Raw genomic sequence first — 24,782 nt, forward strand, 5'->3', positions numbered from 1 at the left:
GTTTTTCTTTGTCTTCGGACTATGTGCGCTCGGCGCCCGACACTGTGGCCGGGTTCTCCGGGTCCGCCGTCCGTGATTGGGGGCCGCTCGCGGCGCGCCCCTCCTTCGAGCGGGCGAACCGCATCGCGGCGACCAGCACCACGATGGCCAGACTTGCGCCGATTGCCAATGGACTTTTGAAGAGGGCCTCCAGCCAGTCGCCCCGGCTGATGAGGAGGGCGCGGCGGATCGCGCCTTCGGCCATCGGTGTGATCATGAAGGTGATCACGAGCGGCCCCTCGGGGATGCCGAGCACGCGCATCGCGAAGCCGAGGAGGCCGAACACCAGCATCAGGACCACGTGATAGGGGTTGCCCATGTAGGCGTAGGTCCCGACGACGGCGAGCACGATGACGAGCGGAATGAGGATCTCGCGCGGGAACATGCCGAGCCGCGCATAGATCAGCGCGAAGAAGCGGCCGATCCCCAGATTGACGAAATTGCCGAGGATCAGGATCACGAACAGCGCGTAGATGATCTCGCCGTGCAGCTCGAACATGCGCGGCGAGGGGGTGGCCCCGTGCAGCATCAGCGCCCCGCCGATGAGGGCCGCGACCGCGCTGCCGGGGATGCCGAAGACGAGGAGGGGGACGAGGGTCGGCCCCACCGTCGCGCTGTTGCCGGCTTCGGCGGCGGCGATCCGGGTGAGGGCGGACGCGTCGTCCTGCCGCCCGCCCGTCATCTTCATGGCGATGCCGAACATGATGAAGGCGGCGGCCGTCGCGCCGAGGCCGGGCAGCATCCCGATCAGCGTGCCGAGCACGATGCCGATGGTCATCACCTTCCAGGATGAGAGATATTCGCGCAGCTTGAGCCCCTCGCCCTTGATCGCGGCGGCGGCGCGGATCGAGGCGAAGGTGACGCTGACGCGCTCGTTGCGGGACAGGATGACGGCCATCTCCTCCAGCATCCGCCCGAGCGCGAAGATGCCGATCACGAGGGGGATGAGGTCGATCCCGTCGCGCAGCCACCAGATGCCGAACGTGTTGCGCGGGACCGCGCCGATCGGGTCGGTGCCGATGGTGGCGATGAACATGCCGATCCCGGCCGAGATCAGCGCCTTGGCGAAGTGGCGGCCGGAGAGCGCTCCGATGAGGATGATCGCCATCATCATGATCCAGAAGCGCTCGGACGGGCCGAACTGGAGGGCGACGACGGCAAGCACAGGGGCGATCAGGATGACGAGGATGTCGCTCGCAAGGTCCCCCGTGACGGAGGAGTAGAGCGCCATCAGGATCGCCTTCTTGCCCTTGCCGGCGCGGGTCAGGCGGTAGCCGTCATCGACGATGACGGCCGCCTCCGGCGCGCCCGGCGTCGCGAAGCTGATCGCCGAGATGGAGGAGCCGAAGATCGCCCCCTTGTAGAGGCCGATGAGGAGGCCGAGCGCGGAGGCGACCTCCATCTGGAAGGTGAGGGGCAGCATGAGCGCGACGCCGGTGACGGCGGTGAGGCCGGGAAGGGCGCCGACGCCGACGCCGACCGTGACCCCGACCACCAGCCAGAACAGGCAGTTGACGTTGAAGACGAGGGGCAGGGCGTCGAGGAAATTCTGCAAGTCGAACACGAGATCTCCCGCTCTTCAGAACGGCCAGACGGGCAAGGCGAAGCCGAGCAGCGAAAAGGCGGCGTAGACGAGGGCGGTCATCACCGCCGAGGCGATGGCGATGACGGTCGGCGCGCGGATCCCGAGCGCGAACATCAGCCCGGCGAGATAGAGGAGGCTCGCGAGCGGAAAGCCGATAAGGAGGATCGCGCGATAGAAGACGTAGATCGACAGGAGCGCGCCGATGGCGAGCCCGACGATCGGAAGCGTCAGGCGGTATTCGTCGCTCGAGTGGAAGGGCTCGCGCCGCTTGCCGTCGAACACCATCGAGATCGCGCAGACGAGCATCCCGCCGACGGTGAGGACCGGGATGATGCCGAGATAGAAGCCGTCGCGCAGCTCCCGGAAGGTCTCGGGCGAGGCGAGGAGATAGACGAGGAGGACGGCGAGGATCACCGCCAGGCAAATCGCGAAGGCGCGATTGCTGGCGAGCGACGAGACCGCCTGCCCCTCCTGATGTGGGCGTGTCATGGGTCGTCCTCCGAGAGCGGCCCGGCGGGGCCGGGGCTGCACGCGACGGGGATGCGGGCGGGGGACGCGCGGCCCCCCGCGGCGGATCGCTATTCGAGGAGGTCGATCGACCGCTTCATCTGCTCCACGAGCCGCTCGTAGCGGGGCTGCGCCTCGCTCGCGGGCACGTAGCCCGGCTCCTCGCCGGTCTGGCGGATCTGCTGCACCACCTTTTCGTCCGCCATCAGGGCGGCGAGGCGCTCGGAGAGGGCGGCGACGATCTCGTCCGGCGTGTCGGGATGGACGCCGACCCAGCGCGGGCTGGAGGAGGCCTCGAAGCCGAGATCGGTCGCGACCGGCGGCACGTCCTCGCCGAGCGCGGCGCGGACCTCCTCGGTCAGCTCCTGGTCGCTGGCGTTCAGCACCGCGACCACCTCGTCGGAGACGAGGGCGGCGACGGAGGTCGTCGTGCCGGCGAGGATGTCGACGTGCTTGCCGAGGAAGTCGGACACGGCGTCGGAGGTGCCGGGATAGGGCACGAAGGTCACCTGGATGCCGGCCTGGTCGAAGATGCCGGCGACGTTGATGAGGGGCGAATTCGTCCCCGCGACGGTGAGCTGGCCCGGATTCTCCTTGGCGTAGGCGACGAGCCCGTCCCAGTCCGACCATGGATTGCCGCGATGGGCGGCGAGCAGCGTCTCATACGTGCCGAGATAGCCGACGATCTTGGTCTCGGTCGGCGCGAAGAGCGGCTCTTTTTCGCTCAGAAGCGTGATGATGGGGGTGGGGCTCGCGTGGATCAGCGTCCTGCCGTCGGCGGGCTGGGCGAGAAGCTCCTGCCAGCCGAGCACCGCGCCGCCGCCCGGCCGGTTCTGGACGATGAAGGACCGGCCGAAATGCGGCTCGGCCTGCTCGGCGATGATGCGCGTCCACGTGTCCGCGCCACCGCCCGCGCTGAAGGGCACGATCCAGGTGAGCGGGCCGTCGGGGAGGGCCGTGTCCGCTATCGCGGGGGCCGGTGCGATCGCGCTCGCGAGAAGGGCGAGCGCCGCGCCGCAGCCGGCGCCTAGAAAGATCCGTTTCATCGGGCGTTCCTCATGGGTCTTGTTCTGGTCGTGTGATTGGGGCCTGTCGGCCCGGCGCTGCGCGGGGGGCGTCTTCGCGCGCCGCGCAGGTCGTGCGTCGCCGGCCCTTTGCGGCGGGCCGGCAGGTGTTATCAGGCGGCCCTCCGCGCGCCGGGATCGGCCGGCGCGGGGCCGTCAATCATTCGGCCGCCTTCGCGGGGCGCGCCCAGAGTTCGTCATGCGGGTCGCTGTCGTGCGCCGCGCCGTGCGCGACGAGGGCCTCGATGTCGCCTGCGCCGTAGCCGATCCGCGCCAGAAGCTCGCGCGTATGTTCGCCGAGGAGGGGCGGGGGCAGCTCGGCCTCGCCGTGCGCGGTCGCGGCCGGAAGCGGCAGGTCCGGCGCGGCGAAGGCGTAACCGGCGAAGTCGAACTCGGTGTATTTCTTCGGCTCGCGGGCCTGCGGCGCCTCGAGCACGCGGTCGGCCGACAGCACCTCGGTGTGGCCAACGCCGGCTGCGGTGAGGCGCTGGGCGAGCGCGTCATAGGTCGCCGACCGCACGGCGTCGCGCACCATTTCCTCCACCGCCTCGCGCTGGCGGCGGCGCTGGCGCAGGCTCGCGAGGTCGGGATCGGACGCGATCCCGGCGGCGCGGCAGAAGCGGTTCCAGTGCTCGTCCGTCAGCATGACGAGATAGATCCAGCGCCCGTCCGACGTCTCGTAGGCGCCATAGCCGGGGATCGAGAATTCGGGGGAGGGCTCCTGCTCGGGCCGGCCGAGGAGCTGGGATTTGAGCTGCACGCCCACGAGGTCGCGCGCGGCGACGTGGAGGCCGGTCTCGTAGAGGCCGAGCTCGATGTTGCGGCGGGCGGCGTCATCTTCGTCCGCGAGGAGGGCGGAGAGGATGGCGATCACCGCGTAGGAGCCGGCGAACTGGTCGTGATAGGAGGGGCCGAGGCGCGAGGGGCGGCCATCGACCCGGTTCGAGTACATGACGCCGGTCGCCGCCTCCGCGATCGGATTGGAGGCGACCTCCTCCTCGAGCGGTCCCGGCCCGTATCCCTTGATGTGGCAGTAGACGATGCCGGGGCGCGCCTTGGCGCAGCGCTCATAGGAGAGGCCGAGGCGGCGGGCGGCGCCCGGCGAAAGGTTGTGGAGCACGATGTCGGCGTTCGCGATGAGGCGCTCCAGGATCTCCTGGCCCTCGTCGGAGCGCAGGTCGAGGCAGGCGCTCTTCTTGCCGCGGCTGTAGGCGATATAGGTGCCGCTGGGGCCGCCGCGGACGAGCTTGCGGGTGGTGTCACCGGACGGCGGCTCGATCTTGATGACGTCCGCGCCGAGCTGGCTGAGGATGTGCGCCGCGAAGGGGGCGGCGATCATGCTTCCGAGTTCGAGGACGGTGCGGCCGGCGAGGATCCCAGGCGCCATTCGATATTTCCTTGTGGTGACGTTCTCTCCCATTCCTCATAAAATGCACAATCCATTACGATGCACAACCACCCGTCGGACAACGTGTCGCGAGTACCGTCTGCCGCGGATCCCCTGACGTTCTCCAGCCTGGCGGGCCGAAATAGTCAGATTTATCAGCGAATCCTGATGGGTGGAGTGGCGAATTCGATGTCGAGCAAGTCGCTCTAATGGTCGTATGATGCTGATGCATGATGCATTATTTTCTTGACGACAAACGCGCCCCGACCCTACCTTCGCGCCAATCATAAAACGGGGAGGATAGGCGTGCGACTTCTCAAAGCTACGAAATGGTCCCTATCGGTTGCCGCGACTGCCGCGATGCTATCAGCGGCCGGCACCGCCAGCGCTCAGAACATCGGCATCGACGAGGCGAACAAGACCGTCACGGTCGGCGCCTTCACGCCCATCACCGGGCCGGTGCCCTTCTATGCGATTCTGACCCACGCGGCCGACGCGTTCTACCGCAACCTCAATGAGAATGGCGGCATCGACGGCTGGACGGTCAACTACGTCACCAACGATGACGGGTACGAGCCGGCGCGCAGCGTCGCCGTCACCCGCCAGATGGTGGAAGGGGACGGCATCTTCGCCCTCTCGGCCGCCGTCGGCACCGCGACCAACGTCGCCGTCATCCCCTATGCGAAGGAAGTGGGCCTGCCGATGGTCAGCCCCATCGGCGGCGCGAGCGCCTTCTTCGCCGAGCCGAACATCTTCCCGCTGCTGCCCGACTATGGCTGGTCCGCCGCCTCGAATGTCGACTACGCGGTGAACGATCTCGGCCTCAAGAAGATCGCGCTCCTGTGGGAGAATGACGAGCTCGGCCGCTCCGCCAAGCGCGGCTTCGACACCTACATGGCCGAACTCGGCATCGAGCCCGCCGAATCGGTCTCCTTCGACGTGAAGACCACGAACTTCTCCCCGCAGATCCGCCGCATCGCCAATTCCGGCGCGGAGGCGGTCATCCTCTTCGGCTCCAACGCCAACCTCGCCGCGGCGCTGAAGGCGGCCGACCTCCAGGGGCTCGAAGCCGCCTGGTTCGCCCCCTTCTTCGCGGCCGACCCGTCGACCTTCAAACTCGCCGGCGACCTCCTCAACGGGGTCTATTTCTCCTCCTGGCTGATGCCGGTCTCGGCCGACGATCCGAACGTCGCGGCCTATCGCGACTCGATCGCCAAATATTATCCTGACGATCCGGTCGGTGTTTTCGGCCTCAACGGCTGGAGCAACGCCGCGTTGTTCGCGGTCGGCTTCAAGGCCCTTCTCGAGAGCGAGAAGGAGCTGACGCGGGAGAACCTGCTCGCCGCGCTGGAGACGCTCGAGAACGCGTCGGTCGGCGGCGCCCAGGGCGTCTCCTTCAAGCCCGGCGACCATCGCGGCACGCGCCAGGAGGGTGTCATCCAGGCGAAGGACGGCGCGTTCGTCCTCGTCAAGGAATTCCGCCCCTATCCGGCCGTCGTGTTCGAAGCTCCGGCAAACTGAGCCAAGCCGGTCCGGCGCCTCCCTCGCGGAGGCGCCGCTCCCGAACGCAGGAACATTCAATGACGCTCCACCCCCTCAGCGCGCCGCCGCGCCTCGACGGTCAAGTTGCGCTCGTCACGGGCGCCGCCGGCGGCATCGGCAAGGCGACGTGCCTCGCCCTCGCCGAAGCCGGCGCCACCGTGATCGCGACCGACATCGTCGACGATGTCGCCTACGAGGCGGCCGGCATCGCCTACCGCCGCTACGACGTCACCTCGATCCCGGAGACGGACGCCCTCGTTTCCGACCTCGTCGCCGCGCACGGAAGGATCGACATCCTGATCCTGTGCGCCGGCACCATCTCCCACCGTCCGCTCGGCGAGAGCACGGACGAGGAGTGGAACGCGATCCTCGACGTCAATCTCTTCGGCGTCCTCCACCCGCTGCGCGCGCTCTTCCCGGTCATGTGCGATCAGGGCTACGGCAAGGTCGTGGCGCTCGGCTCCATCGCGGCCAAGATTGGCGGCGTCGCCTCCGGCCCGTCCTATGTCGCGGCGAAGTCCGCCGTCCACGGCCTCATGAAGTGGGTCGCGAAGGCGGGGGCCAAGCACGGGGTCTATGCGAGCGTCGTTGCGCCCGGCCCGGTCGAGACGCCGATGTGGCAGACCGTGACGCAGCGCGCCGCGCCCTCGCCGAACGGCAGCGTCCCCCTCGGCCGCTTCGGCCAGCCTGAGGACATCGCCCAGGCGATCCTCTTCCTCTGCTCGCCCCAATCCAACTGGATCACCGGCACCGTTCTCGACGTGAACGGCGGCATGTTGATGGACTGAGACCAATGAGCGCCAGCACAACGATCGGATTCATCGGACTCGGCGTGATGGGCGGCCCCATGTGCCGCAACGTGGCGACGAAGCACGCGGGCGAGGTCCTCGCCTTCGACCTGTCCAAGGAGGCTTTCGCCGCCGTCGAGGGCACGAAGGCCGAGCCCGTCGCCTCCATCGAGGAGATCGCCGCGCGGGCCGACATCGTCTTCCTGTCGCTGCCGGGCGGCCCGCAGGTGGAGGCCGTCGCGCTCGGCCCCATCCTGCGCAGCGGCCGGCCGGGGATGGCCGTCGTCGACCTCTCCACCACGCCGGTCGCAGTTGCGCGCAAGGTGGACGCGGAGCTCGCCACCGCCGGCATCGATTTCGCCGACGCACCCGTCGCCCGCACCCGCGAGGCGGCCCAGAAGGGCGCGCTCTCCATCATGGTCGGAGCCTCCAAGGCGGTGTTCGCCCGCATCGAGCCGCTGCTCGCCTACATGGCGACCGACATCACCCATGGCGGCGATGTCGGCTGCGGCCAGGTGTTGAAGCTCGTCAACAACATGCTCGTGTTCGAGAATGTGGTGACGCTCGCCGAGATGATGGTCCTTGCCGAGCGGGCAGGGGTCTCCGGCGAGACGATGCTGGAGGCTGTCTCCAAGGGGTCGGGTGACAGCTTCGTCCTGCGCAATCACGGCCGCAAGGCGATGCTCCCGCGTGAGTTCCCGGAGAAGTCCTTCCCGCCCGAGTATGTCCTCAAGGACATGAGCTACGTGTTCGAGCTCGCGCAGGAGACGGGCGTCCCGATCCGTGCGGCCGAGACCGTGCGCAAATATTACGAGGCGGCCGTGAAGGCCGGGCTCGGCGGACGCTACTTCCCCGGCGTGATCCGCCTCGTGGAGGACGGCACCTTCGCCGATGATGCCGACGAAGCCGGCGTCGCCGCGCCCGCGAGCGCGAAAAGCTCGGAGCCGGTCAAATGACCGACTTCCTCGACAGCCTCGCCTACGATCTCTTCCCCCTCGTCTGGTCGGGGATCGTCACGGGCTGTCTCTACGCGCTCGGCGCGCTGGGGCTCGTGATGATCTTCAAGTGCTCGCGCGTCGTGAATTTCTCGCACGGCAATGTCGCGGGTTTCGCGGCCTTCCTCGTCTACGGCTTCTCCTCCGGCACGCTCCTCTCCCTCTCCTGGGGGACGGCGGTGCTGCTGGCGGCGGTCTTCGTCGTCGCGATCGCTTTCCTCACCTATGCCGTGATCTCGCCGCTCATCCAGGAGTCGGACCTCACGGCGACCATCGCGACGCTCGGCGTCGGCCTCATCGTGCAGGGGGCGACGCTTCTCCTCTTCGGCGCGGACATCGTGAGCCTCGACCTTCCGGTCCCCCGGTTCGCGACCTCCGTCCTCGGCCTGCGCATCACCGGCTACGATCTCACCGTGCTCTCGGTCGCGATCGTCACCATCGGCGCGCTCTTCCTCGTCATCGATTTCACCAAGCTCGGCATCGCCTTCCGCGCGATCTCCTCGAACGCCTTCGCGGCGGAGGTGTGCGGGCTGAACCTTGCCCGTGTGCAGATCTTCGCCTGGATCGCGGCGGCCGCGCTCGGCGTGGTCGGCGCGCTCCTCATCGTGCCGACGACGTTCCTCAGCGCCACGACCGTCGCCGCCTTCATGCTGCAGGCGTTCGCGGCGGCGGTGGTCGGCGGATTTGCGAGCCTCCCGGGCAGCCTCATCGGCGGCATCCTCATCGGGATCCTCATGAACCTCTTCACCTTCTACGTCTCGCCCGAATACACGAGCACCTTCCTGCTCATCGTGATCCTCGTGGCGCTCAACGTGTTCCCGAACGGCATTCTCGCGCCGGTGCGAGGCTCCCGTGTCTGACGCGCTCGCTCCCGCCACCGTGCGCCGCGCGATGCCCGTGCCGACGGCCGCCCTCATCCGGCGCGCCGGCACGGTCCTCCTCGTCGCCGCCCTCGCAATCGTTCCCTTCGTGGTGCAGGGCGCGTGGACCTACGCGCTCGGCGTCACCATCGCGAACGCCATCGGCGTCCTCTCCGTGTCGGTCCTCGTGCGCTATGGCGGCGAGGTCTCGATCGGGCACGGCTTCTTCGCCGCCGTCGGCGCGTACACGGTCGCGATCATGGAGCAGCGCCTCGGTGTGTCGCTGCTGATCTCGCTGCCGGTCGGCGTCGCGCTCGGCGTCGTGTGCGGCGTCGCCTTCGCCTGGCCCTCGCGCAACATCTCCGGCATCTATCTCGCCGTCTCCACGATGGCGCTGGCGCTCGCCTTGCCGGAGCTCATCAACAACATGGCGGACTGGACGGGCGGCTATCAGGGCCTCTACGTCGCCGAGCCCGCCATCCCCGGCGTCTCGATGAGCCTGCAGCGCTACTACGTGCCACTGATCGCGCTCATCGCCATCGCCTATGGCCTGTCGCAGCTGCGCCGCTCGCGCCAGGGCATGGCGATGCTGCTCGCCCGCACGCATCCGGCCGCCGCCGACGCCTTCGGCACGCGGCGCGTCTGGGCGCGCGTCGCGGTGATGGGCATCAGCTGCGGGATCGCGGCGCTCGCCGGCGCGGCGCTCGCCTTTTCGAGCTCCACCGTCTCGCCGAGCGGGTTCACGCTGTGGACCTCGATCTTCCTCCTCGTCGGCTCGGTGGTGAGCGTCTACGGCCTCACCCTGCCGCGTGCGCTGATCGGCGGCGCGTTCCTGACGCTGATCCCGCAGCTCCTCTCCGCCTCCGGCGCGTGGATCCCGGTGATGTACGGCGTCGCGCTCCTCGCGGTGATCCTCGCCGGCCACTTCGCCCCGCGCCTCGGCGCGCGCCTTCGCCGCGCGGGAGGCGCATGATGGATCAGCTCACACGCTCGCTGGTCGGGAAGGGGGTCTCGCTCTCCTTCGGCGGCATCAAGGTGCTGAAGGGCCTCGATGTCGAGTTCCGCTCCGGCGAGATCACCGGCCTCATCGGGCCGAACGGGGCGGGTAAGACCAGCCTCTTCAATTGCCTCACCGGCGCCTACAGCCCGCAGGAAGGCACCATCACTTATGCGGGCGACCGGCTCGACGGGCTCCCCCCGGCGCGGCGGGCGCAGAAGGGCGTCGTGCGCTCCTTCCAGACCGTCGCCCTCTGCCCCGACCTCACGGTGGTCGAGAATGTGATGTTGGGGCTCGCCCGCAACTATCACGCGGGCTGGCTCTCCGCCTTCCTGCCGCTGCCGCGCGGCCGGCGCGAGCGCGATGAGATGCGCCGCGAGGCGCTCGCCGCGCTCTCCGGCTTCGGGCTCGAAGGGGCGGCCGACGCCTTTCCTTCTTCGTTGCCGCCCGGCACGCAGCGCCTCGTCGAGATCGCGCGCGCGATCGTCGGCAAGCCCTCGGTCCTTCTCCTCGACGAGCCGGCGGCGGGCCTCAACAACGCCGAGACGCGCGACCTCACGCGCGCGCTCCGGCGTCTTGCGACGCCCGAGCTCGTGATGGTCGTCGTCGAGCACGACATGGATCTCGTGATGTCGATCTGCGACCGGATCTACGTCCTCAATTTCGGCGAGTTCGTCGCCTGCGGCACGCCCGACGCGGTGCGCCAGGACGCGGACGTCCAACGCATCTATCTGGGGACCGACGATGACTGACCTCATCCGCGTCGAGGGCCTCTCCGTCTTCTACGGCGCGAGCGCGCAGGCCGTGGAGGACGTCTCCTTCACCGTCGCCCCCGCCGCCGTCGTCGCGCTCCTCGGCGCGAACGGGGCGGGCAAGTCCTCCATCATGAAGGCGATCGCGGGCCTCGTGCGCGCCGAGGGCGCCGTCACCTTCGACGGCGAGCGGATCGACGGGCTCCCCGCGCGCGAGCGCGTCCGGCGCGGCATCGTCTACGTGCCGGAAGGGCGCGAGATCGTGGGCGACCTCACGGTGCGCGAGAACCTCGTGCTCGGCGGCTACAACGCCACCGCGCAGGACCGGCGCACGCGCCTCGACATGGTGCTGGAGCTTTTCCCCGAGATCGCCAACAAGGCGAACGGGGGCGCCTGGCGCCTCTCGGGCGGCGAGCAGCAGATGCTCGCGATCGGGCGCGGGCTGATGGCGGCGCCGCGCCTTCTCCTCCTCGACGAGCCCTCGCTGGGGCTCGCCCCGCTCCTCGTGCGCCGCGTTTTCGACCGCCTCGCCTCGATCCGGGGCGAGAGAGAGCTTGCGATCCTTCTCGTTGAGCAGAATCTTCGCATGACGATGCGCCTCGCCAACGAGATCCACTTTCTGCGCGGCGGCCGTCTCATCGGTCACAAACGGGCCGATGAGCTGAAGGACGAGGCGGCGCGACAGGAGGCGGTCGACGCCTATCTCGGGGTCGCGGCTGCGGAATAAGAAACGGACACGACGATGAACACTTCCTCCGAACCCGCTTTCTACGAAATCCACGCGATCCGCTACGGAATCAATGCGAACCGCACGCGCGGTCAGAATTTCATCCTGGAGACGCGGCCGAACGAGCCGCTCCAGCTCGATTTCTACTCCTGGGTCCTCATCGGCCCGGACGGCCCGATCGTGATCGACACCGGCATGGCCGACGAGAAGGCCGCACGCCACGGCCACACGATCCTGAAGAGCCCCGTCGACGCGCTGCGCGAACTCGGCGTCGACCCGGACGCGGTCGAGACCGTGATCCTCACCCACGCCCACTACGACCATCTCGGCCACCTGAAGGATTTCCCCAACGCGACCTTCCTGATGCAGGCCGAGGAGATGGCGGCCGTCACCGGCCCCTACATGCAGCGCCCCTGGTTCCGCCGCGCCTACGAGATGGACGAGATCGTGAGCCTCGTCGAATTCCTCTATGGCGGGCGCCTCATCCTCCACGGGCGCGACCGCGAGATCGCGGACGGGGTGAGCGTCCACTGGGTCGGCGGGCACTCGGCGGGCCAGGAGATCGTGCGGGTGCGCACGCGGCGCGGCTGGGTCGTCCTCGCCTCCGACGCGCTCCATTATTACGAGGAGTATGAGCGCGGCGTGCCGTTCGCGATCGTCTTCAACTCCACCGACATGATCGCCGCGCACGACAGGATCCGCGACCTCGCCGACAGCGACGACCATGTCGTCCCGGCCCACGACCCGCTCATCATCGACCTCTATCCGCCCTCGCGGCCCGACCTCGAGGGGAGCGTCGTGCGCCTCGACCTGCCGCCACAGCGTGTTGAGCGAGGATGAGCGCGATGCGCGACTGCACCGGCGCGGCCCAATCAGGGTATGACAGGCGTTCGGCAGCGAGAGGACGAACGCATGTTGCATCAGACGAAGGAGGAACGGGTCGCGGACTATCTGCGCGAGGGGATCATCTCGGGGCGTCTTCCGCGCGGCTCGAAGCTGAAGCAGGCCGAGATCGCGGCCGCCATCGGGACGAGCATCACGCCGGTGCGCGAGGCGATCAAGCTGCTGGAGGCGGAGGGGTTCGTCCATGCCTCCTCGCACAAGGGCGCGATCGTCGCCGAGTTCGACATCAACGCGACCGAGGAGATCGTGGACCTGCGCGTCACGCTGGAGTGCAAGCTTGCGCTGAAGGCGCTGCCGAAGCTGACCGGCGAGCAGGTGAACGAGCTGGTCGGCCTGCAGAAGGACATCGAGGCGGCCGCCGAGCGGGCCGACCGGGATGCCGTCCGCGTCATCAATTATCGCTTCCACGAGCTGATCTACATGGCGGCCGAGCAGCCGCTGACGCTGCGCTTCGTGCGCACGCTCTGGGCGCGCTACCCGTTCGACCTGATCAACCGCGTCGAGAACCGGATCGATCGCGCCTCGACCGAGCATCGCGAGATGCTGAGCGCGATCATCGCACGCGACGAGCCGGGGATGCTCGCCGCCCTTCACACCCACATCCGCGCCGGATGGGAGGAGTTCAAGTCGAGCTACTCCCCCTGAGGAGGAGGGCGGTCCCCTCGCTCCCGCCGCGCGGGACGGTCATCCGACCGTCGACCCTTCCGCGAACACTGGAGCGATAAATGGCGACCAACGCGATCCTTCTCGTCATGGACATGATGAACGACCTCGTCCATCCCGAGGGCGCCGGGGCCAACACCTATGCAGCGCGCTGCCGCGAGCGGGGCGTCTACGAGGCCACCAAGACGGCGATTGCCCGCGCCCGTTCGGCGGGGATCCGGGTCGGCTTCGTGCGCGTCGGCTTCTCGCCGGATTATCGCGAGTGCCCGCCGTCCTCGCCGGTCTTCTCCAAGGCGCGTGAGAACGGGCTCTTCAAGCTCGGCACCTGGGGCACGGAGGTCTATGCCGACTTCGCGCCGCAGGAGGGGGATGCGGACATCGTCAAGCACCGCGTGAGCCCGTTCTACGGGACGGCGCTCGAGCCGCTCCTGCGCGCCCAGTCCATCGAGCGACTGATTCTGACGGGCGTGTCGACCAACGGCGTGGTGTCGGCCGCGATCCGCGAGGGGCACGACCGGGGCTATGCGTGCGTGATGTTGGAGGATTGCTGCGCCGGCGCGACCGACGAGGAGCACGCTCACGCCCTCTCCGGATTGAAGCGATATGCAACCGTGACGACGGCCGCCGACTACGCGCTCTAAGCGGCGCGGTCGGGGAGGGGGGACGACTCGTCTCCGAACAAAGAATGCATTGTGTTGAGTTTGGATCAAGCTTGAGAGCCTCGATCCATTCTAGAAAACGCTAGAAAATACGAGAGAAGCCGCGTGGAGACCTTGTTGGGGGATCTGAAAGAATGCATTGACTCTCCCTCAAGATAATGCATTCTATTTGGAGATGAGCGCCGCCCGATCCGTTCGCGATCCGGCGGCCAGCAGCCGCGCAAAACCGGCTCCCACAACGACAATCACGCTTCAACGAGGAGACATGCGCCTTGACCATGCTCGAGACGGCCGACAAGCCGAAATACGAGGTCGGGAACGCCCCGGCGGAAGGCAAGATCACGGACGAGGCCGTCGCCAAGGCGCGCGACATGATCGGCCTTCAGCTGCGCCCCGAAGGCCCGTACCTGCAGGACGCCACGGCCGACACGCTGCGCAACTGGTGCAACGGCATCGGTGACCTCAACCCGCTCTATCGCGAAGCCGAGTACGGTCGGCAGACCCGTTATGGCGGCCAGATCGGCCACCCGATGTTCCCGATGGCCTTCGGCTGGATCGGCCGCACGCGTTGGGGCCTTCCTGGTGTCCACGGCTTCTATGCCGGCAATGACTGGGAGCTCTTCCGCCACGTCCGCCCCGGCGACCGGATCAGCGCCATCGAGCGCGTCGTCGGCGTGACGGAGAAGGAGAGCAAGTTCTCCGGCCGCCTCGTCCTCCAATATGTCGAGGCGACCTACACCAACCAGCGCGGCGAGCTCGTCGCCCGCGCGCTCGGCACCTGCACGCGCCACGAGCGCAAGGCCGCCCGCGACGCCGGCAAGTACAAGGACATCAAGACCCACGAATACACGCAGGAAGAATACGAGAAGATCGACGAGGCGATCCTGCGCGAAGACGAGCGGATGCGCGGCGCCAACGTGCGCTATTTCGAGGACGTGAATGAGGGCGAGGAGCTGGAGCCGATCGTGCGCGGCCCGCTCTCGCTGATGGACACGATGGGCTTCCTCGTCGGGTGCGGGCGCGGCCACACGCACGGCGTCGTCTTCAAGGCGGCGATGAAGCACCCCGGCCACTTCTTCCGCAATCCAGAAGCGGGCGGCGGCATCGAATATACCGGCATCGGCCACCACCGCGAATCGACCGCGAAGGAAGTCGGCGTGCCGGGCGTCTATGATTACGGCCCGCAGCGCTCGGCGTGGATGGCCTCGCTCGTCACCAACTGGATGGGCGATGCCGCGTTCCTGAAGCGGGTGCGCACCGAGATGCGCCGCTTCAACACCATGGGCGACTCGACCTGGTGCAAGGGCAAGGTCGTGAAGAAGTATCACAAGGACCGCCACGCCCTCGTCGACCTCGAGATCTGGGGCGAGAACCAGCGCGGCGAGATCACGACGCCGGGCCTTGCGACCGTGATCCTGCCCTCGCGCGACCCGAACATCCCCGTCACCATCGACGGCGCGGGCCTCGATCTCGAACTGCCCGTCGTGCGCTGAGGCTTCTGATGGCGACCATGTCGACCGATAAGCCGCTCGCCGGCATCACCGTCGTCGAACGCGCCGATGGCGTGGCGGCGGCCTACGCGGGGCGTCTCCTAGCCGCGATGGGCGCAGAGGTCGTCATGGTGGAGCCGCCGTCGGGGACGGCGCTGCGGCGCGAGCCGCCCTTTCTCGACGGTGAGGATAGGTGGAGCGCGCTCTTCTCCTACCTCTCGGTCGGGAAGAAGAGCGTCGTCATCGACCTTGAAGACACGGGGGAGCGCGCCGGGTTCGCCGCGCTTCTCGACCGGGCGGACGTCCTCCTCCTCGATACGCCCGTCGACGCGCGGCCCGCGCTCGGCCTCGATGCCGAGAGCGTGCGGCGCGCCCATCCACGCCTCGTCTACGGCTCCGTCCTGCCCTTCGGGGCGGTCGGGCCGAAGGCAGGGTGGAGCGGGGACGAGATCAACCTCATCCACGCGAGCGGGGAGGGCTTCCTCCTGCCGAACGGCCTCTCGGCCGATCTCTTCCCGGACCGTCCGCCCTTGAAGATCGCGGGCCGCTTCGCCGAGATCCAGGGCGGCGTCACCGCGCTCCTCGCCGTCCTCTCCGCCCTCTGGGCGGGCGGCGGCGAGGTCGACCTTTCGGTGCAGGACGCGAACGTCGCGATCGGCGCCTTCGCGATCCAGCGCCTCGGCGACGGCTCGGTGGAACACCGCCACCAGCGCTCCTTTCGCTATGGCGGCGTGATCGAGTGCGCGGACGGGTTCGTGGAGCTTCTGACGCTGGAAGAGCGCCAGTGGACGGCGCTCGTCGAGCTGATGGGGCGGCCCGCCTGGGCGCTCGCGCCGGAGATGAGCGATCCGGCCGTCCGCAGCGCCCGCGGACCGGACCTCAATGCGCGGATCAGGGCGTGGGCGCGCGGGGAGGCGGTCGCCGATCTCGTGGCGCGCGCGCAGCGTCTCGGCGTGCCGATGGCGCCCTACAACACCCCCGCCGACGTGCTTGCCGACCCCCACGAGGCGGCGCGCAACCTTTTCGCCGATGTGCGGATCGACGGGGTCGGCCCCGTCCCGGTGCTGACCGCGCCCTTCCGCTTCGGCCCCGATCCGCTCCCCGTCGCCGCGCCCCCGCCGGTGCTCGGCGCGGACCAGGACCTCCTCGACATGACGCGGCCCGAGGGGCGGCGAAGGGTGACGGCATGAGACCGCTTGAAGGCATCCGCATCGCAGACTTCACCGTTCACGCGGCGGGCCCCTTCTGCACGCACATGCTCTCCCTCCTCGGCGCGGAGTGCATCAAGGTCGAGACCGCGCTGCGGCCCGACATCTTCCGCAAGCCCCACACCGTCTACGGGCGCGCCGGGGCCGCGACCTTCGACCAGGTCGCCTCCAACAAGCTTTCGATCCGCCTGAACCTTAAGAAGGCGGAGGGGATCGACCTCGCGAAGCGCCTCGTCGCTGTGTCCGACGTCGCGGCCGAGAGCTTTCGCGCCGGCGTCATGGCCCGTCTCGGCCTCGGCTACGAGGCGCTCGCGGCGGTGAAGGCGGACATCGTGATGGTGTCCATCTCCTCCTCCGGTCAGAGCGGGCCGGATTCCCACTTCGCGGGCTACGCGCCGCTCTTCGGGGCGTGGGGCGGGCTCGGCTACATGACGGGCTATCCCGACGGCCCGCCCGTCGAGATGCGTCACGTGATGGACCACACGGTCGGGATGAACGCGGCTGCGGCGACGGTCGCCGCCCTCCACCAGCGGCGCCGGACGGGGAAGGGCGCCCATGTGGACGTCGCCGCGCGCGAGGTGGCGTCCGCGGTGATCGGCGACACGATGATGACCGCCGCGACCGGCCACCTCGTCGAGCGCCTCGGCAACGACGACCATTGCCGTGCCCCGCACGGCGTCTTCGCGACCGATACGCCGGACCGCTGGCTCACCCTCTCTGTCCGCGAGGAGAGAGAGTGGCATGCGCTCCTGTCCACCATGGGCCGCGAGGACCTCGCCCGCGCGCCGCAATTCGCGACCGCGGCCGACCGGCACGCGAACCGCGAGGCGCTCGGCGCGATCGTCGCGGACTGGGCGTCCCGGCAGAATGCCGATAGGATCGCCGCAGAGCTTCAGGCGGCCGGGGTCTCGGCGCACGTCTCCTGGTCGACTGAGGACATCGCGGCGGACGCGCATATGAGGAGCCGCGGCGCCATCGTCGACGTGACGGAGCGCGGCGGCGCGGTCCGTGCGGCGATCGGCCGGCCCGCCCGCTTCTCCGGCTGCGACGAGCCCGCCTTCGAGCGTGGCACGCCGGAGCTCGGTGAGCACGAGGACTATGTCTTCGGCTCCCTCCTCGGCCTCGGCCGTGCGGCCATCGACGATCTCGTCGACCGGCAGATCATCCACTGAGCGACGCAAGGAGCGAACGCATGAACGACACGACCCTTGCGAGCGATGGGGACCACAAGGACGCGATCGGCCGCACCGAGCGGCTCTCGGCGGTGATCTCGCCGGAGAAGGTGGACGCGCTCGCCGCGACGCTCGATCTCGACACCGCGACCGCTTCCATCGACACGCTGCCGCCCGGCTGGCACTGGATGTTCTTCAACCCGTTCGTGCGGCGCAGTTCCCTCGGCGTCGACGGTCACCCGAAGCGCGGCGGGTTCCTGCCCAACGTGTCCCTGCCGCGCCGCATGTGGGCGGGCGGGCGCCTCACCTATCGCGCGCCGCTGCCGATCGGCGTGCTCGCCACCCGCGAAAGCACGATCCTCGACGTCTCCTCGAAGGACGGGCGCAGCGGCCGTCTCGTCTTCGTGAAGGTCGGCCATCGCATCTCGTATGACGGCACCCTCGCCATCGAGGAGGAGCAGGACATCGTCTATCGCGAGGCGCAGGCCGGCCCGATGGCCCCGCCGAAGCCGAACACCGCACCGGACGGGGCGGCATGGTCGGAGGAGGTGGTGCCCGACACAGTGCTCCTCTTCCGCTATTCGGCGCTCACCGCGAACGGGCACCGCATCCACTATGACCGGCCCTACGCGATAGAGGAGGAGGGGTATCCGGACCTTCTCGTCCATGGCCCCCTGATCGCGACCTTCCTCCAGGGCTTCGCGGGGCGCTGCCATCCGGACGCGCCGCTCCACACCTTCGCCTTCCGCGGGATGTCGCCGCTCTTCTGCAGCAACCCGTTCCGGATCGAGGCGCGGGCGGGCGAGGCGGGCGGCCTTGCGCTCTGGGCGCGCGGGCCGCATGGCGAGCTTGCGATGCAGGCCGACGCCACCTTCGCGGCGTGAGCGGCGACATGGCGACCCCGCGCAGCTATCTGTTCGTCCCCGGCGACCGGGCGGACCGTTTCGCGAAGGCCGCCGCCTCCGGTGCCGACGCGATCATCCTCGACCTCGAAGACGCCGTCGCCCCGTCCGCAAAGGAGGGGGCGCGCGAGGCGGTGGCAGCCTGGTTCGCGGGCGGCGGGGCGGGGGTCGTGCGGATCAACGGCCTCGACACGCCCTTCGCCGAGGCGGACCTTGCGATGCTCGCGGACGCGGACGCCACGATCATGGTGCCGAAGGCGAGCCCTGCCGCGCTGGCTGAGGTCTCGATGCGCCTGCCCGGCCGGCCGCTGATCGCGCTGGTGGAGACGGTCGAGGGGCTCGTCAACGTCCAGGCGGTCGCGACGGTGACGGGCGTCGCGCGCCTCGCCTTCGGCAACCTCGATTTCGGCATGGACGCCCGCATTCCGGGCGAAGGCGACACGCTCGATCCGGCGCGCTTCGCGATCGCGATCGCCTCGCGCCACGCCAATCTCGTCCCGCCGGTCGACGGGGTGACGGTCGCCATCGGCGACGAGGCGCGGCTCGCCGAGGATGTGGCGCGCTCGCGCCGCCTCGGCTTCACCGCCAAATTGTGCATCCACCCCAAGCAGGTGGCCGCCGTGAACGCGGCCTTCTCCCCGAGCGCGGAGGACGTCGCCTGGGCAAAGCGCGTCCTTGCAGCGGTGTCGGAGGCCGAGGGCGTCGTCCAGCTCGACGGGAAGATGGTCGACGCGCCGGTGATCGCCCGCGCGCGGACGATCCTGGAGGCGGGCGAGGGGCGCTGAGGCCCCCGCCTGCGCGCTATGCGCCCGGCCAGTGCCGGGTCGGGATCGGCGTGAGATTCTCGGCGCCGTCGGCCGACACCATCACCATGTCCTCGATGCAGACCGAGCCGACCTCCGGCGGGATGATCATCGGCTCGAGGTAGAAGCACATGCCCTCCTCGAGGACGAGGGGACGGGCGGCGTCGAACATCGGCTCCTCCAGGAGATCGAGCCCGTAGCCGTGGCCGATGGTGAAGTCGTATCGGGCGTGGCCACGGTCGGCGATCACCGCCTTCATCGCCGCGACGACATCGAGGTCGGTCGCGCCGGGGCGCGTCGCCGCGTGGCCGGCCGCGAGGGCGGCGTCGCAGGTATCCAGCATGTCGGCGAGGGTGGGGTCGATCTCGCCGAGCACGATGTTGCGCGACATGTCGGACTGGTAGCCGCGATAGCGGCAGCCGAGATCGATCATCACGAGTGAGCCGGGCGTGACGCGCCGGTCGGGGCGCGGCGCGACATTCTTCAGCGCGCTGCGCGGCCCGCTCGCGACGAAGCAGCCGAAGGTCATCACCTCCGCCCCGCCCCGCACGCACCCGGCATGGGCAGCGGCGGCGATCTCGGATTCGGTGGCGCCGATCCTCGCCGCGGCGACGGCCTCTTCCATCCCCGCAGCGGTCATCGCGCCGAGACGGCGGATCAGGTCGCGCTCGGCGGCCGACTTCACCCGCCGCACGTCCTGCATGATCGCGCCGGCATCGGCGAGATCGAGCCCCGCTGCGCCGAAGAGGGCGGCGTGGAGGCCGTGGGGCAGGAGGGCGGGTTTGTGGACCGCCACGCGCGAGAGCCCCCACTCGGCGAGGACGTCGTTGACGGCCGCGAGGAAGGCCTCGGGCGCGGAGGAGGCGAGGCAGCGCACGTCCTCGATCCAGGCGGTCTGGATGTTGGAGTGCATCGGCTCGCGGTGCGCGATGGCGCTGGTGATGAGGGCGATGCGCCCGTCGGCGGACACGAGCGTGATCGACGCGCCGAGATAGGTGGGCGCGGACGCGAAGCCGGAGAGGTAGCGCGTGTTCGAGGTCTCGGCGCCGGCCTCGTGGACGAGAAGAACGTCCCGGTCGAGCGCCACCAGGGCGCGGCCGATCGGCGTGAGGCGACGTAAGTATTCATCGTTACTGAAATCGCGTTCAATGAGTTGACTTCGGGAGTTCCAACTGTAATCTATTCGACTTTGTACGTAGATATTAGGATTCATCTCGAATCAGACCTTGTATCTTATTCTGGTCTTCCGTAGGTTCCCGTCGATCCGAGAGTTGGAGTCGAACGTGACCGACACTGAAAAACCCACGCTGGAGATTCGCGCCGCAATCGCGCGGGCGTCCGGTGCCCCGGAGGAGTCGCTGGCGGGGATCGCCGCGGCGACCGCGCCCGTGGTGGGCGCGCTGCCGCAGGGGCGCGACCGTGCGCCGTTCGGCGTGGAGCCGGCGACCCATCTCGTGGTCCTTCGCGGCGCACGCCGATGACCTTGCCGGAGACGCTCGCCGCTGCGCTCGCCGCCCGCCAGGATGGGACGGTCACGGCCCGCGCGCTGACCGAGGCGTGCCTCGACCGGATCGCCGCCGGGGACGGGCGGCTCAACGCCTTCGTCCGCCTCGATGCCGAGGAGGCCCGCGCGGCCGCCGACCGGGCCGACCGCGCGTCGGGCCCGCTCGCCGGCATCCCGCTCGCCCACAAGGACATGTTCTTCCGCAAGGGGCGCGTCTCCACCTGCGGCTCGCGCGGCTTCGCGGCGCGGCGCGCGGACGAGACGGCGGGCGTCCTCACCCGGCTCGACGCGGCCGGCGCCGTCGATCTCGGCACGCTCCACATGGCCGAGCTCGCCCACAACAGCACCGGCCACAACGCCTTCCTCGGCGCGGCGCACAATCCCTGGAACGCCGACCACATGCCGGGCGGCTCCTCGTCCGGCCCGGCGGTCGCTGTCGGGGCGGGGTTCGCCTTCGCCGCGCTCGGCTCGGACACGGGCGGCTCGATCCGGATGCCGGCCCATTTCTGCGGCGTCACGGGGCTGAAGCCCACGCAGGGGCTCGTCACCCGCGCCGGCGCGATGGCGCTCTCCTTCTCGCTCGACACGATCGGCCCGCTCGCCCGCAGCGCGGAGGACGTCGCGATCGTGCTCGAGCACATCGTCGGCGCCGACCCGGCGGATCCGACCGCCGAGCCCGCCGGTCCGGTCCGCTATCGCGCGGCGACCGGCGATCCCGTCGCGGGCCGCGTCATCGGCATTCCGGATGCCTTCTATTTCGAGGATCTCTCGCCCGACATCGCCCGCGCCTTCGAGGCGGCGCGCGCCACGTTCGAGGGGCTCGGCGTGCGCGTCGTCGACATCAGCCTGCCCGACCAGGAGGCGCTCAGCGCCGCGCAGCTCGTCCTCGTCGCGAGCGAGGCGTGCAGCCAGCATCGCGACCGGCTGATCGACAGGCCGGAGGATTTCGAGCCGCAGATCCGCAACCGTCTCCTCAACGGCTTCGGCTACGCGGCGCTCGACTATCTGGAGGCGGTGCGCGGCCGCGGCCCGGCGCTCGCGGCCCATCTCGCCGCGTGCGAGGGGATCGACGCGATCCTGACGCCCGTCGCCCCGTTCGACGCGCCGACACTGGCGGAGACCGATGTCGGCGGCGGGGCGGGCGCGGAGGCGCTGATCCGCAGCATCAGCCGCTTCATGCGGCCGGCCAACTATCTCGGCACCCCGGCGCTCGCATTCCCGGCGGGCTTCTCCGGGCGCGGCCTGCCGGTCGGGCTCCAGCTCGTCGGCCGCCCGTTCGGGGAGGCGGACCTCTTCGCCCTCGTCGGCGCCTTCCAGCGCGCCACCGACCACCACCGCCAACGCCCGCCGCACGGCTGAGGAGGCTCCCGCGCGCCTCACGCCGCCGGCAGCCGCAGGCCGGCGGCGTCGAAATGGTGGAGGGCGGCGACGGAGAAGTTCACCGGAACGCTGTCGCCGGTCGCGTAGGGGCACTCGCCGCGCATCGAGGCGCGCACCTCGCCGACGGCGGTCGTCAGGTAGACGATCGTGCGCTCGCCGAGCCGCTCCACGAGCGCGACCGTCCCATCGAGCACGCCGGGGCCGTCGCCGAGGAGGACGTCCTCCGGCCGGACGCCGAGGGTGATCCGCTCGCCGGCCGTGCGCCCGGCGGGGGCGCCCGCGAGGCGCTGGCCCTCGCACACGAGGCCGCCGCCCGCCGACACGCACGCGAAGAGGTTCATCGCCGGCATCCCGACGAAGCCCGCGACGAACACGGTGGCCGGGCGCAGATAGATCGTGCTCGGCGTGTCGAACTGCTCGATCCGCCCCCCGTTCATCACACAGATCCGGTCGGAGACGGCCATCGCCTCCTCCTGGTCGTGGGTGACGAACACCGTCGTCGTGCGCAGCGCATTGGTGAGGAGCTTCAACTCCTTGCGCAGTTCGATCTTGAGCTTGGCGTCGAGGCTGCTCATCGGCTCGTCGAGGAGGAAGAGGTCGGGCTTGCGGATGAGCGCGCGCCCGAGCGCCACGCGCTGGCGCTGCCCGCCCGAGGCCTGAGCCGGATATTTGTCGAGGAGGGCGGTGATGCGCAGGCTCTCCGCCATCGCCTCGACGCGGGCCGCCCGCTCGGTCGGCGCAACCCGCTGGAGCTTCAGGGGATAGGCGAGGTTCTCGCGGATGCGCATGTGCGGGTAGACCGTCGCGTCCTGGAAGCACATGCCGATATTGCGCTCCTGGGGCATCGTGCGCGTGCGGTCGACGCCGCCAATGCGGATCGCCCCGCTCGTCGGCCGCTCGAGCCCCGCGATGCAGCGCAGCGTCGTCGTCTTGCCGCAGCCGCTCGGGCCGAGAAGCGAGACGAACTCGCCCTCCACGACATCGAGCGAGACGCCGTGGAGCACCGTCTCCATCCGCCCGCGGACGGGAAAGGTCTTCGTCAGGTCGCTGACTGCGAGATGGGACATCGTGGAAAGGGTCCTATCCAAGCCGCAGGCCGAGGATGAGGTAGCGCTGCAGGAAATAGACGAGAAGGAGAGGGGGGATCGCGGCGATCGCGGCGCCGGCCATGATGAGGCCCCAGTGGACGCTGTGCTGGTCGATGAAGGTCAGCATCCCGGTCGAGATGGTCCACATCCGGCTGTCGGTGAGGAGGATGCTCGCCATCGTGAAGTCGCCCCACGAGATGGCGAAGGCGAAGACGGCGACGGCGGCCATGCCGGGCCGCGCCATCGGGAGCACCACGTCGATGAGGGCGCGGCCGGGGCTCGCCCCATCCATCCAGGCGGCGTGCTCGTAGTTCACCGGGATCGCCTGGAAGAACTTCCACATCAGCCAGACCGCGAAGGGCAGGGTCAGCGAGACGTGGGCGAGGATGAGGCCCGGATAGGTGTTGAGGAGGCCGTATTGCCGCCCGAGGATGTAGAGCGGGATGCCGATCATCAGCGGCGAGAACATGTAGGAGACGAGGAGCACCCGCGCGATCACCACCTTGCCCCGCAGCCGCGCGCGGGCGAGCCCGTATCCTGCGAGCACGGAGGCGACGAGGGTGATGAGGCAGGTGCCGAGCGCCGCGATCGTCGTGTTGAGGAGATAGCGCGGGAACTGCGTCTCGAAGAGGACGCCGCGGAAATTCGCGAGCGTTGCCCGCTCCGGGATGTAGGCGACCACACGCGACATGAGGTCGACCTCCGGTTTGAAGGCGCTGATGATCATCCAGTAGACCGGAAAGAACATCACGATGCCGATCACCCAGCCGACGATCGTGCGCCGCCAGGGGACCTGCGCGAGGCGCAGGGCAAGGGTCGAGCGCGTCATGTGCGCGTCTCCGTGTCGGGTCCGCTCACCATGAAGAAGATGATGGCGACCACGAGGAGCTGGACGAAAAGGAGCATCGCGATCGCCGCCGCTGCGCCGAGCTCGAAGTTCGTGAAGGCGGTCTCGAAGATGTAGATCGGCAGGGTGCGCGTGGATTCGCCGGGCCCGCCCTTCGTCGTCGTGTAGAGAAGGTCGAACTTGTTGAACATCCACACGAAGCGCAGGAGCAGCACGACGAGGACGACGCTGCGGATCTGCGGCAGCGTGATGTCGAAGAACTGGCGGACGGGGCCGGCCCCGTCCATCCGCGCCGCGTCGTAGAGGCGGTCGGGGATCGACTGGAGGCGGGCGATCACCATCAGCGTGACGAAGCCCGTATATTGCCAGGAGGCGACGAAGACGAGCGCGGCGAGCGCGGTCTCGGGCGTGCCGAAGAAGGGCACGGGCTTCGACAGGATGCCGACCTTCAGGAGGATGTCGTTGATGACGCCGTTCTGGGCAAGGGTCATCCACTTGAAGGTGAGGGCGATCACGATCGGCGGCAGCAGGTAGGCGACGAAGACCATCGCCCGCACCAGTGAGGTGCCGGGGAAGGGTCGGTTCAAGGCGACCGCGATCAGGATGCCGAAGCAGAGCTGGAGCGCCGTCGAGGCCGCGCCGAAGACGAGGCTGCGCAAACTCGCGCGCCAGAACTCGGCGCGGGAGAGGACGTCGGCATATTGGCCGATCCCGGTCCATTCCCAGTCCGGCGAGAACGGGTCGATGAGGTGGAGGCTCGCGTTGAAGGCCCAGCCGAGCGGGATCAGCGTCACCGACACGAAGAGGAGCACGGCCGGCAGGAGGGCGAGGAGCGCGATCGCGTCCTGCCGCTCCATCGCGAAGCGCCGCGGGGCCGCCTTTTGGGCGACCCCTGTCGTGGTGTGGGAGGCGGTCACGGC

The 24,782-nt window shown here is 69.3% G+C and carries 25 protein-coding genes; 17 read left to right on the forward strand and 8 right to left on the reverse strand.

Annotated features, from left to right (window positions below; translation table 11 throughout):
* Positions 1–19 precede the first annotated feature (19 nt).
* The 4 genes from DBV35_RS10605 to DBV35_RS10620 all read right to left on the reverse strand — a co-directional run bounded on the left by DBV35_RS10605 (position 20) and on the right by DBV35_RS10620 (position 4,582).
* Positions 20–1,603 carry a tripartite tricarboxylate transporter permease gene (locus tag DBV35_RS10605; RefSeq protein ID WP_108660104.1) on the reverse strand — a complete coding sequence of 528 codons (1,584 nt, stop codon included), beginning with the start codon at positions 1,601–1,603 and terminating at the stop codon, positions 20–22.
* A 15-nt stretch (positions 1,604–1,618) separates the two neighbouring features.
* Entirely contained in the window at positions 1,619–2,113 is a 495-nt protein-coding gene (locus tag DBV35_RS10610) for a tripartite tricarboxylate transporter TctB family protein (RefSeq protein ID WP_108660105.1), read from the reverse strand.
* Between the two features lie 89 nt (positions 2,114–2,202).
* Positions 2,203–3,177, reverse strand: a complete 975-nt coding sequence (locus DBV35_RS10615; protein ID WP_108660106.1) for a tripartite tricarboxylate transporter substrate binding protein — start codon at positions 3,175–3,177, stop codon at positions 2,203–2,205.
* A 178-nt stretch (positions 3,178–3,355) separates the two neighbouring features.
* Positions 3,356–4,582, reverse strand: coding sequence for a CaiB/BaiF CoA transferase family protein (locus DBV35_RS10620; protein WP_108660107.1), 1,227 nt, complete (start codon positions 4,580–4,582; stop codon positions 3,356–3,358).
* A gap of 360 nt (positions 4,583–4,942) precedes the next feature.
* Between DBV35_RS10620 and DBV35_RS10625 the strand changes: the two genes are divergently transcribed.
* From DBV35_RS10625 to DBV35_RS10695, 15 genes are all read left to right on the forward strand, one after another.
* On the forward strand, positions 4,943–6,103 hold the full coding sequence (locus DBV35_RS10625) for an ABC transporter substrate-binding protein (protein ID WP_108660108.1): 1,161 nt from the start codon (positions 4,943–4,945) through the stop codon (positions 6,101–6,103).
* A gap of 59 nt (positions 6,104–6,162) precedes the next feature.
* Positions 6,163–6,912, forward strand: coding sequence for an SDR family NAD(P)-dependent oxidoreductase (locus DBV35_RS10630; protein WP_108660109.1), 750 nt, complete (start codon positions 6,163–6,165; stop codon positions 6,910–6,912).
* Between the two features lie 5 nt (positions 6,913–6,917).
* Entirely contained in the window at positions 6,918–7,868 is a 951-nt protein-coding gene (locus DBV35_RS10635; RefSeq protein ID WP_108660110.1) for an NAD(P)-dependent oxidoreductase, read from the forward strand.
* On the forward strand, positions 7,865–8,767 hold the full coding sequence (locus DBV35_RS10640) for a branched-chain amino acid ABC transporter permease (protein WP_108660111.1): 903 nt from the start codon (positions 7,865–7,867) through the stop codon (positions 8,765–8,767). Before DBV35_RS10635 ends, DBV35_RS10640 begins: the two co-directional genes overlap by 4 nt.
* Positions 8,760–9,740, forward strand: a complete 981-nt coding sequence (locus tag DBV35_RS10645) for a branched-chain amino acid ABC transporter permease (RefSeq protein WP_205648556.1) — start codon at positions 8,760–8,762, stop codon at positions 9,738–9,740. Before DBV35_RS10640 ends, DBV35_RS10645 begins: the two co-directional genes overlap by 8 nt.
* Positions 9,740–10,516 carry an ABC transporter ATP-binding protein gene (locus tag DBV35_RS10650; protein WP_108660112.1) on the forward strand — a complete coding sequence of 259 codons (777 nt, stop codon included), beginning with the start codon at positions 9,740–9,742 and terminating at the stop codon, positions 10,514–10,516. The genes DBV35_RS10645 and DBV35_RS10650 overlap by 1 nt, the downstream gene beginning before the upstream one ends.
* Entirely contained in the window at positions 10,509–11,243 is a 735-nt protein-coding gene (locus DBV35_RS10655) for an ABC transporter ATP-binding protein (RefSeq protein ID WP_108660113.1), read from the forward strand. Before DBV35_RS10650 ends, DBV35_RS10655 begins: the two co-directional genes overlap by 8 nt.
* Positions 11,244–11,258: 15 nt before the next feature.
* A complete protein-coding gene (locus DBV35_RS10660; protein WP_108660114.1) occupies positions 11,259–12,083 on the forward strand; it encodes an N-acyl homoserine lactonase family protein in 825 nt (274 codons plus the stop codon).
* A gap of 72 nt (positions 12,084–12,155) precedes the next feature.
* The gene (locus DBV35_RS10665; RefSeq protein WP_205648557.1) at positions 12,156–12,791 is read left to right on the forward strand and encodes a GntR family transcriptional regulator; all 636 of its coding nucleotides are present in this window, start codon (positions 12,156–12,158) and stop codon (positions 12,789–12,791) included.
* An 80-nt stretch (positions 12,792–12,871) separates the two neighbouring features.
* Positions 12,872–13,450, forward strand: a complete 579-nt coding sequence (locus tag DBV35_RS10670) for a cysteine hydrolase family protein (RefSeq protein WP_108660116.1) — start codon at positions 12,872–12,874, stop codon at positions 13,448–13,450.
* A gap of 296 nt (positions 13,451–13,746) precedes the next feature.
* Entirely contained in the window at positions 13,747–14,961 is a 1,215-nt protein-coding gene (locus DBV35_RS10675; RefSeq protein WP_108660675.1) for an FAS1-like dehydratase domain-containing protein, read from the forward strand.
* A gap of 17 nt (positions 14,962–14,978) precedes the next feature.
* The gene (locus tag DBV35_RS10680) at positions 14,979–16,148 is read left to right on the forward strand and encodes a CaiB/BaiF CoA transferase family protein (protein WP_108660676.1); all 1,170 of its coding nucleotides are present in this window, start codon (positions 14,979–14,981) and stop codon (positions 16,146–16,148) included.
* Positions 16,145–17,338, forward strand: a complete 1,194-nt coding sequence (locus tag DBV35_RS10685; protein ID WP_108660117.1) for a CaiB/BaiF CoA transferase family protein — start codon at positions 16,145–16,147, stop codon at positions 17,336–17,338. Before DBV35_RS10680 ends, DBV35_RS10685 begins: the two co-directional genes overlap by 4 nt.
* 20 nt (positions 17,339–17,358) lie before the next feature.
* Entirely contained in the window at positions 17,359–18,222 is an 864-nt protein-coding gene (locus DBV35_RS10690) for an HTD2 family dehydratase (protein WP_108660118.1), read from the forward strand.
* An 8-nt stretch (positions 18,223–18,230) separates the two neighbouring features.
* Positions 18,231–19,025 carry an HpcH/HpaI aldolase/citrate lyase family protein gene (locus DBV35_RS10695; protein WP_108660677.1) on the forward strand — a complete coding sequence of 265 codons (795 nt, stop codon included), beginning with the start codon at positions 18,231–18,233 and terminating at the stop codon, positions 19,023–19,025.
* A 16-nt stretch (positions 19,026–19,041) separates the two neighbouring features.
* Here the strand turns inward: DBV35_RS10695 and DBV35_RS10700 are convergent, their stop codons facing one another.
* The gene (locus DBV35_RS10700; protein ID WP_170134907.1) at positions 19,042–20,130 is read right to left on the reverse strand and encodes a M24 family metallopeptidase; all 1,089 of its coding nucleotides are present in this window, start codon (positions 20,128–20,130) and stop codon (positions 19,042–19,044) included.
* 196 nt (positions 20,131–20,326) lie between these two features.
* On the opposite strand from DBV35_RS10700, the gene DBV35_RS10705 reads away from it, so the two are divergent.
* Both DBV35_RS10705 and DBV35_RS10710 read left to right on the forward strand, forming a co-directional pair.
* The gene (locus DBV35_RS10705) at positions 20,327–20,524 is read left to right on the forward strand and encodes a hypothetical protein (RefSeq protein WP_157961670.1); all 198 of its coding nucleotides are present in this window, start codon (positions 20,327–20,329) and stop codon (positions 20,522–20,524) included.
* Positions 20,521–21,906: an amidase gene (locus DBV35_RS10710; protein WP_108660121.1), complete on the forward strand. Its 1,386-nt coding sequence runs from the start codon at positions 20,521–20,523 to the stop codon at positions 21,904–21,906. The genes DBV35_RS10705 and DBV35_RS10710 overlap by 4 nt, the downstream gene beginning before the upstream one ends.
* 17 nt (positions 21,907–21,923) lie before the next feature.
* Here DBV35_RS10710 and DBV35_RS10715 read toward each other — a convergent pair whose 3' ends face one another.
* From DBV35_RS10715 to DBV35_RS10725, 3 genes are read right to left on the reverse strand one after another with little or no spacing between them, the layout of a single operon-like run.
* On the reverse strand, positions 21,924–22,994 hold the full coding sequence (locus DBV35_RS10715; RefSeq protein ID WP_108660122.1) for an ABC transporter ATP-binding protein: 1,071 nt from the start codon (positions 22,992–22,994) through the stop codon (positions 21,924–21,926).
* Between the two features lie 13 nt (positions 22,995–23,007).
* A complete protein-coding gene (locus DBV35_RS10720; protein WP_108660123.1) occupies positions 23,008–23,844 on the reverse strand; it encodes a carbohydrate ABC transporter permease in 837 nt (278 codons plus the stop codon).
* A complete protein-coding gene (locus tag DBV35_RS10725) occupies positions 23,841–24,779 on the reverse strand; it encodes a carbohydrate ABC transporter permease (RefSeq protein ID WP_108660124.1) in 939 nt (312 codons plus the stop codon). Before DBV35_RS10725 ends, DBV35_RS10720 begins: the two co-directional genes overlap by 4 nt.
* Positions 24,780–24,782: the final 3 nt, after the last annotated feature.

The organism is Acuticoccus kandeliae (assembly GCF_003073115.1).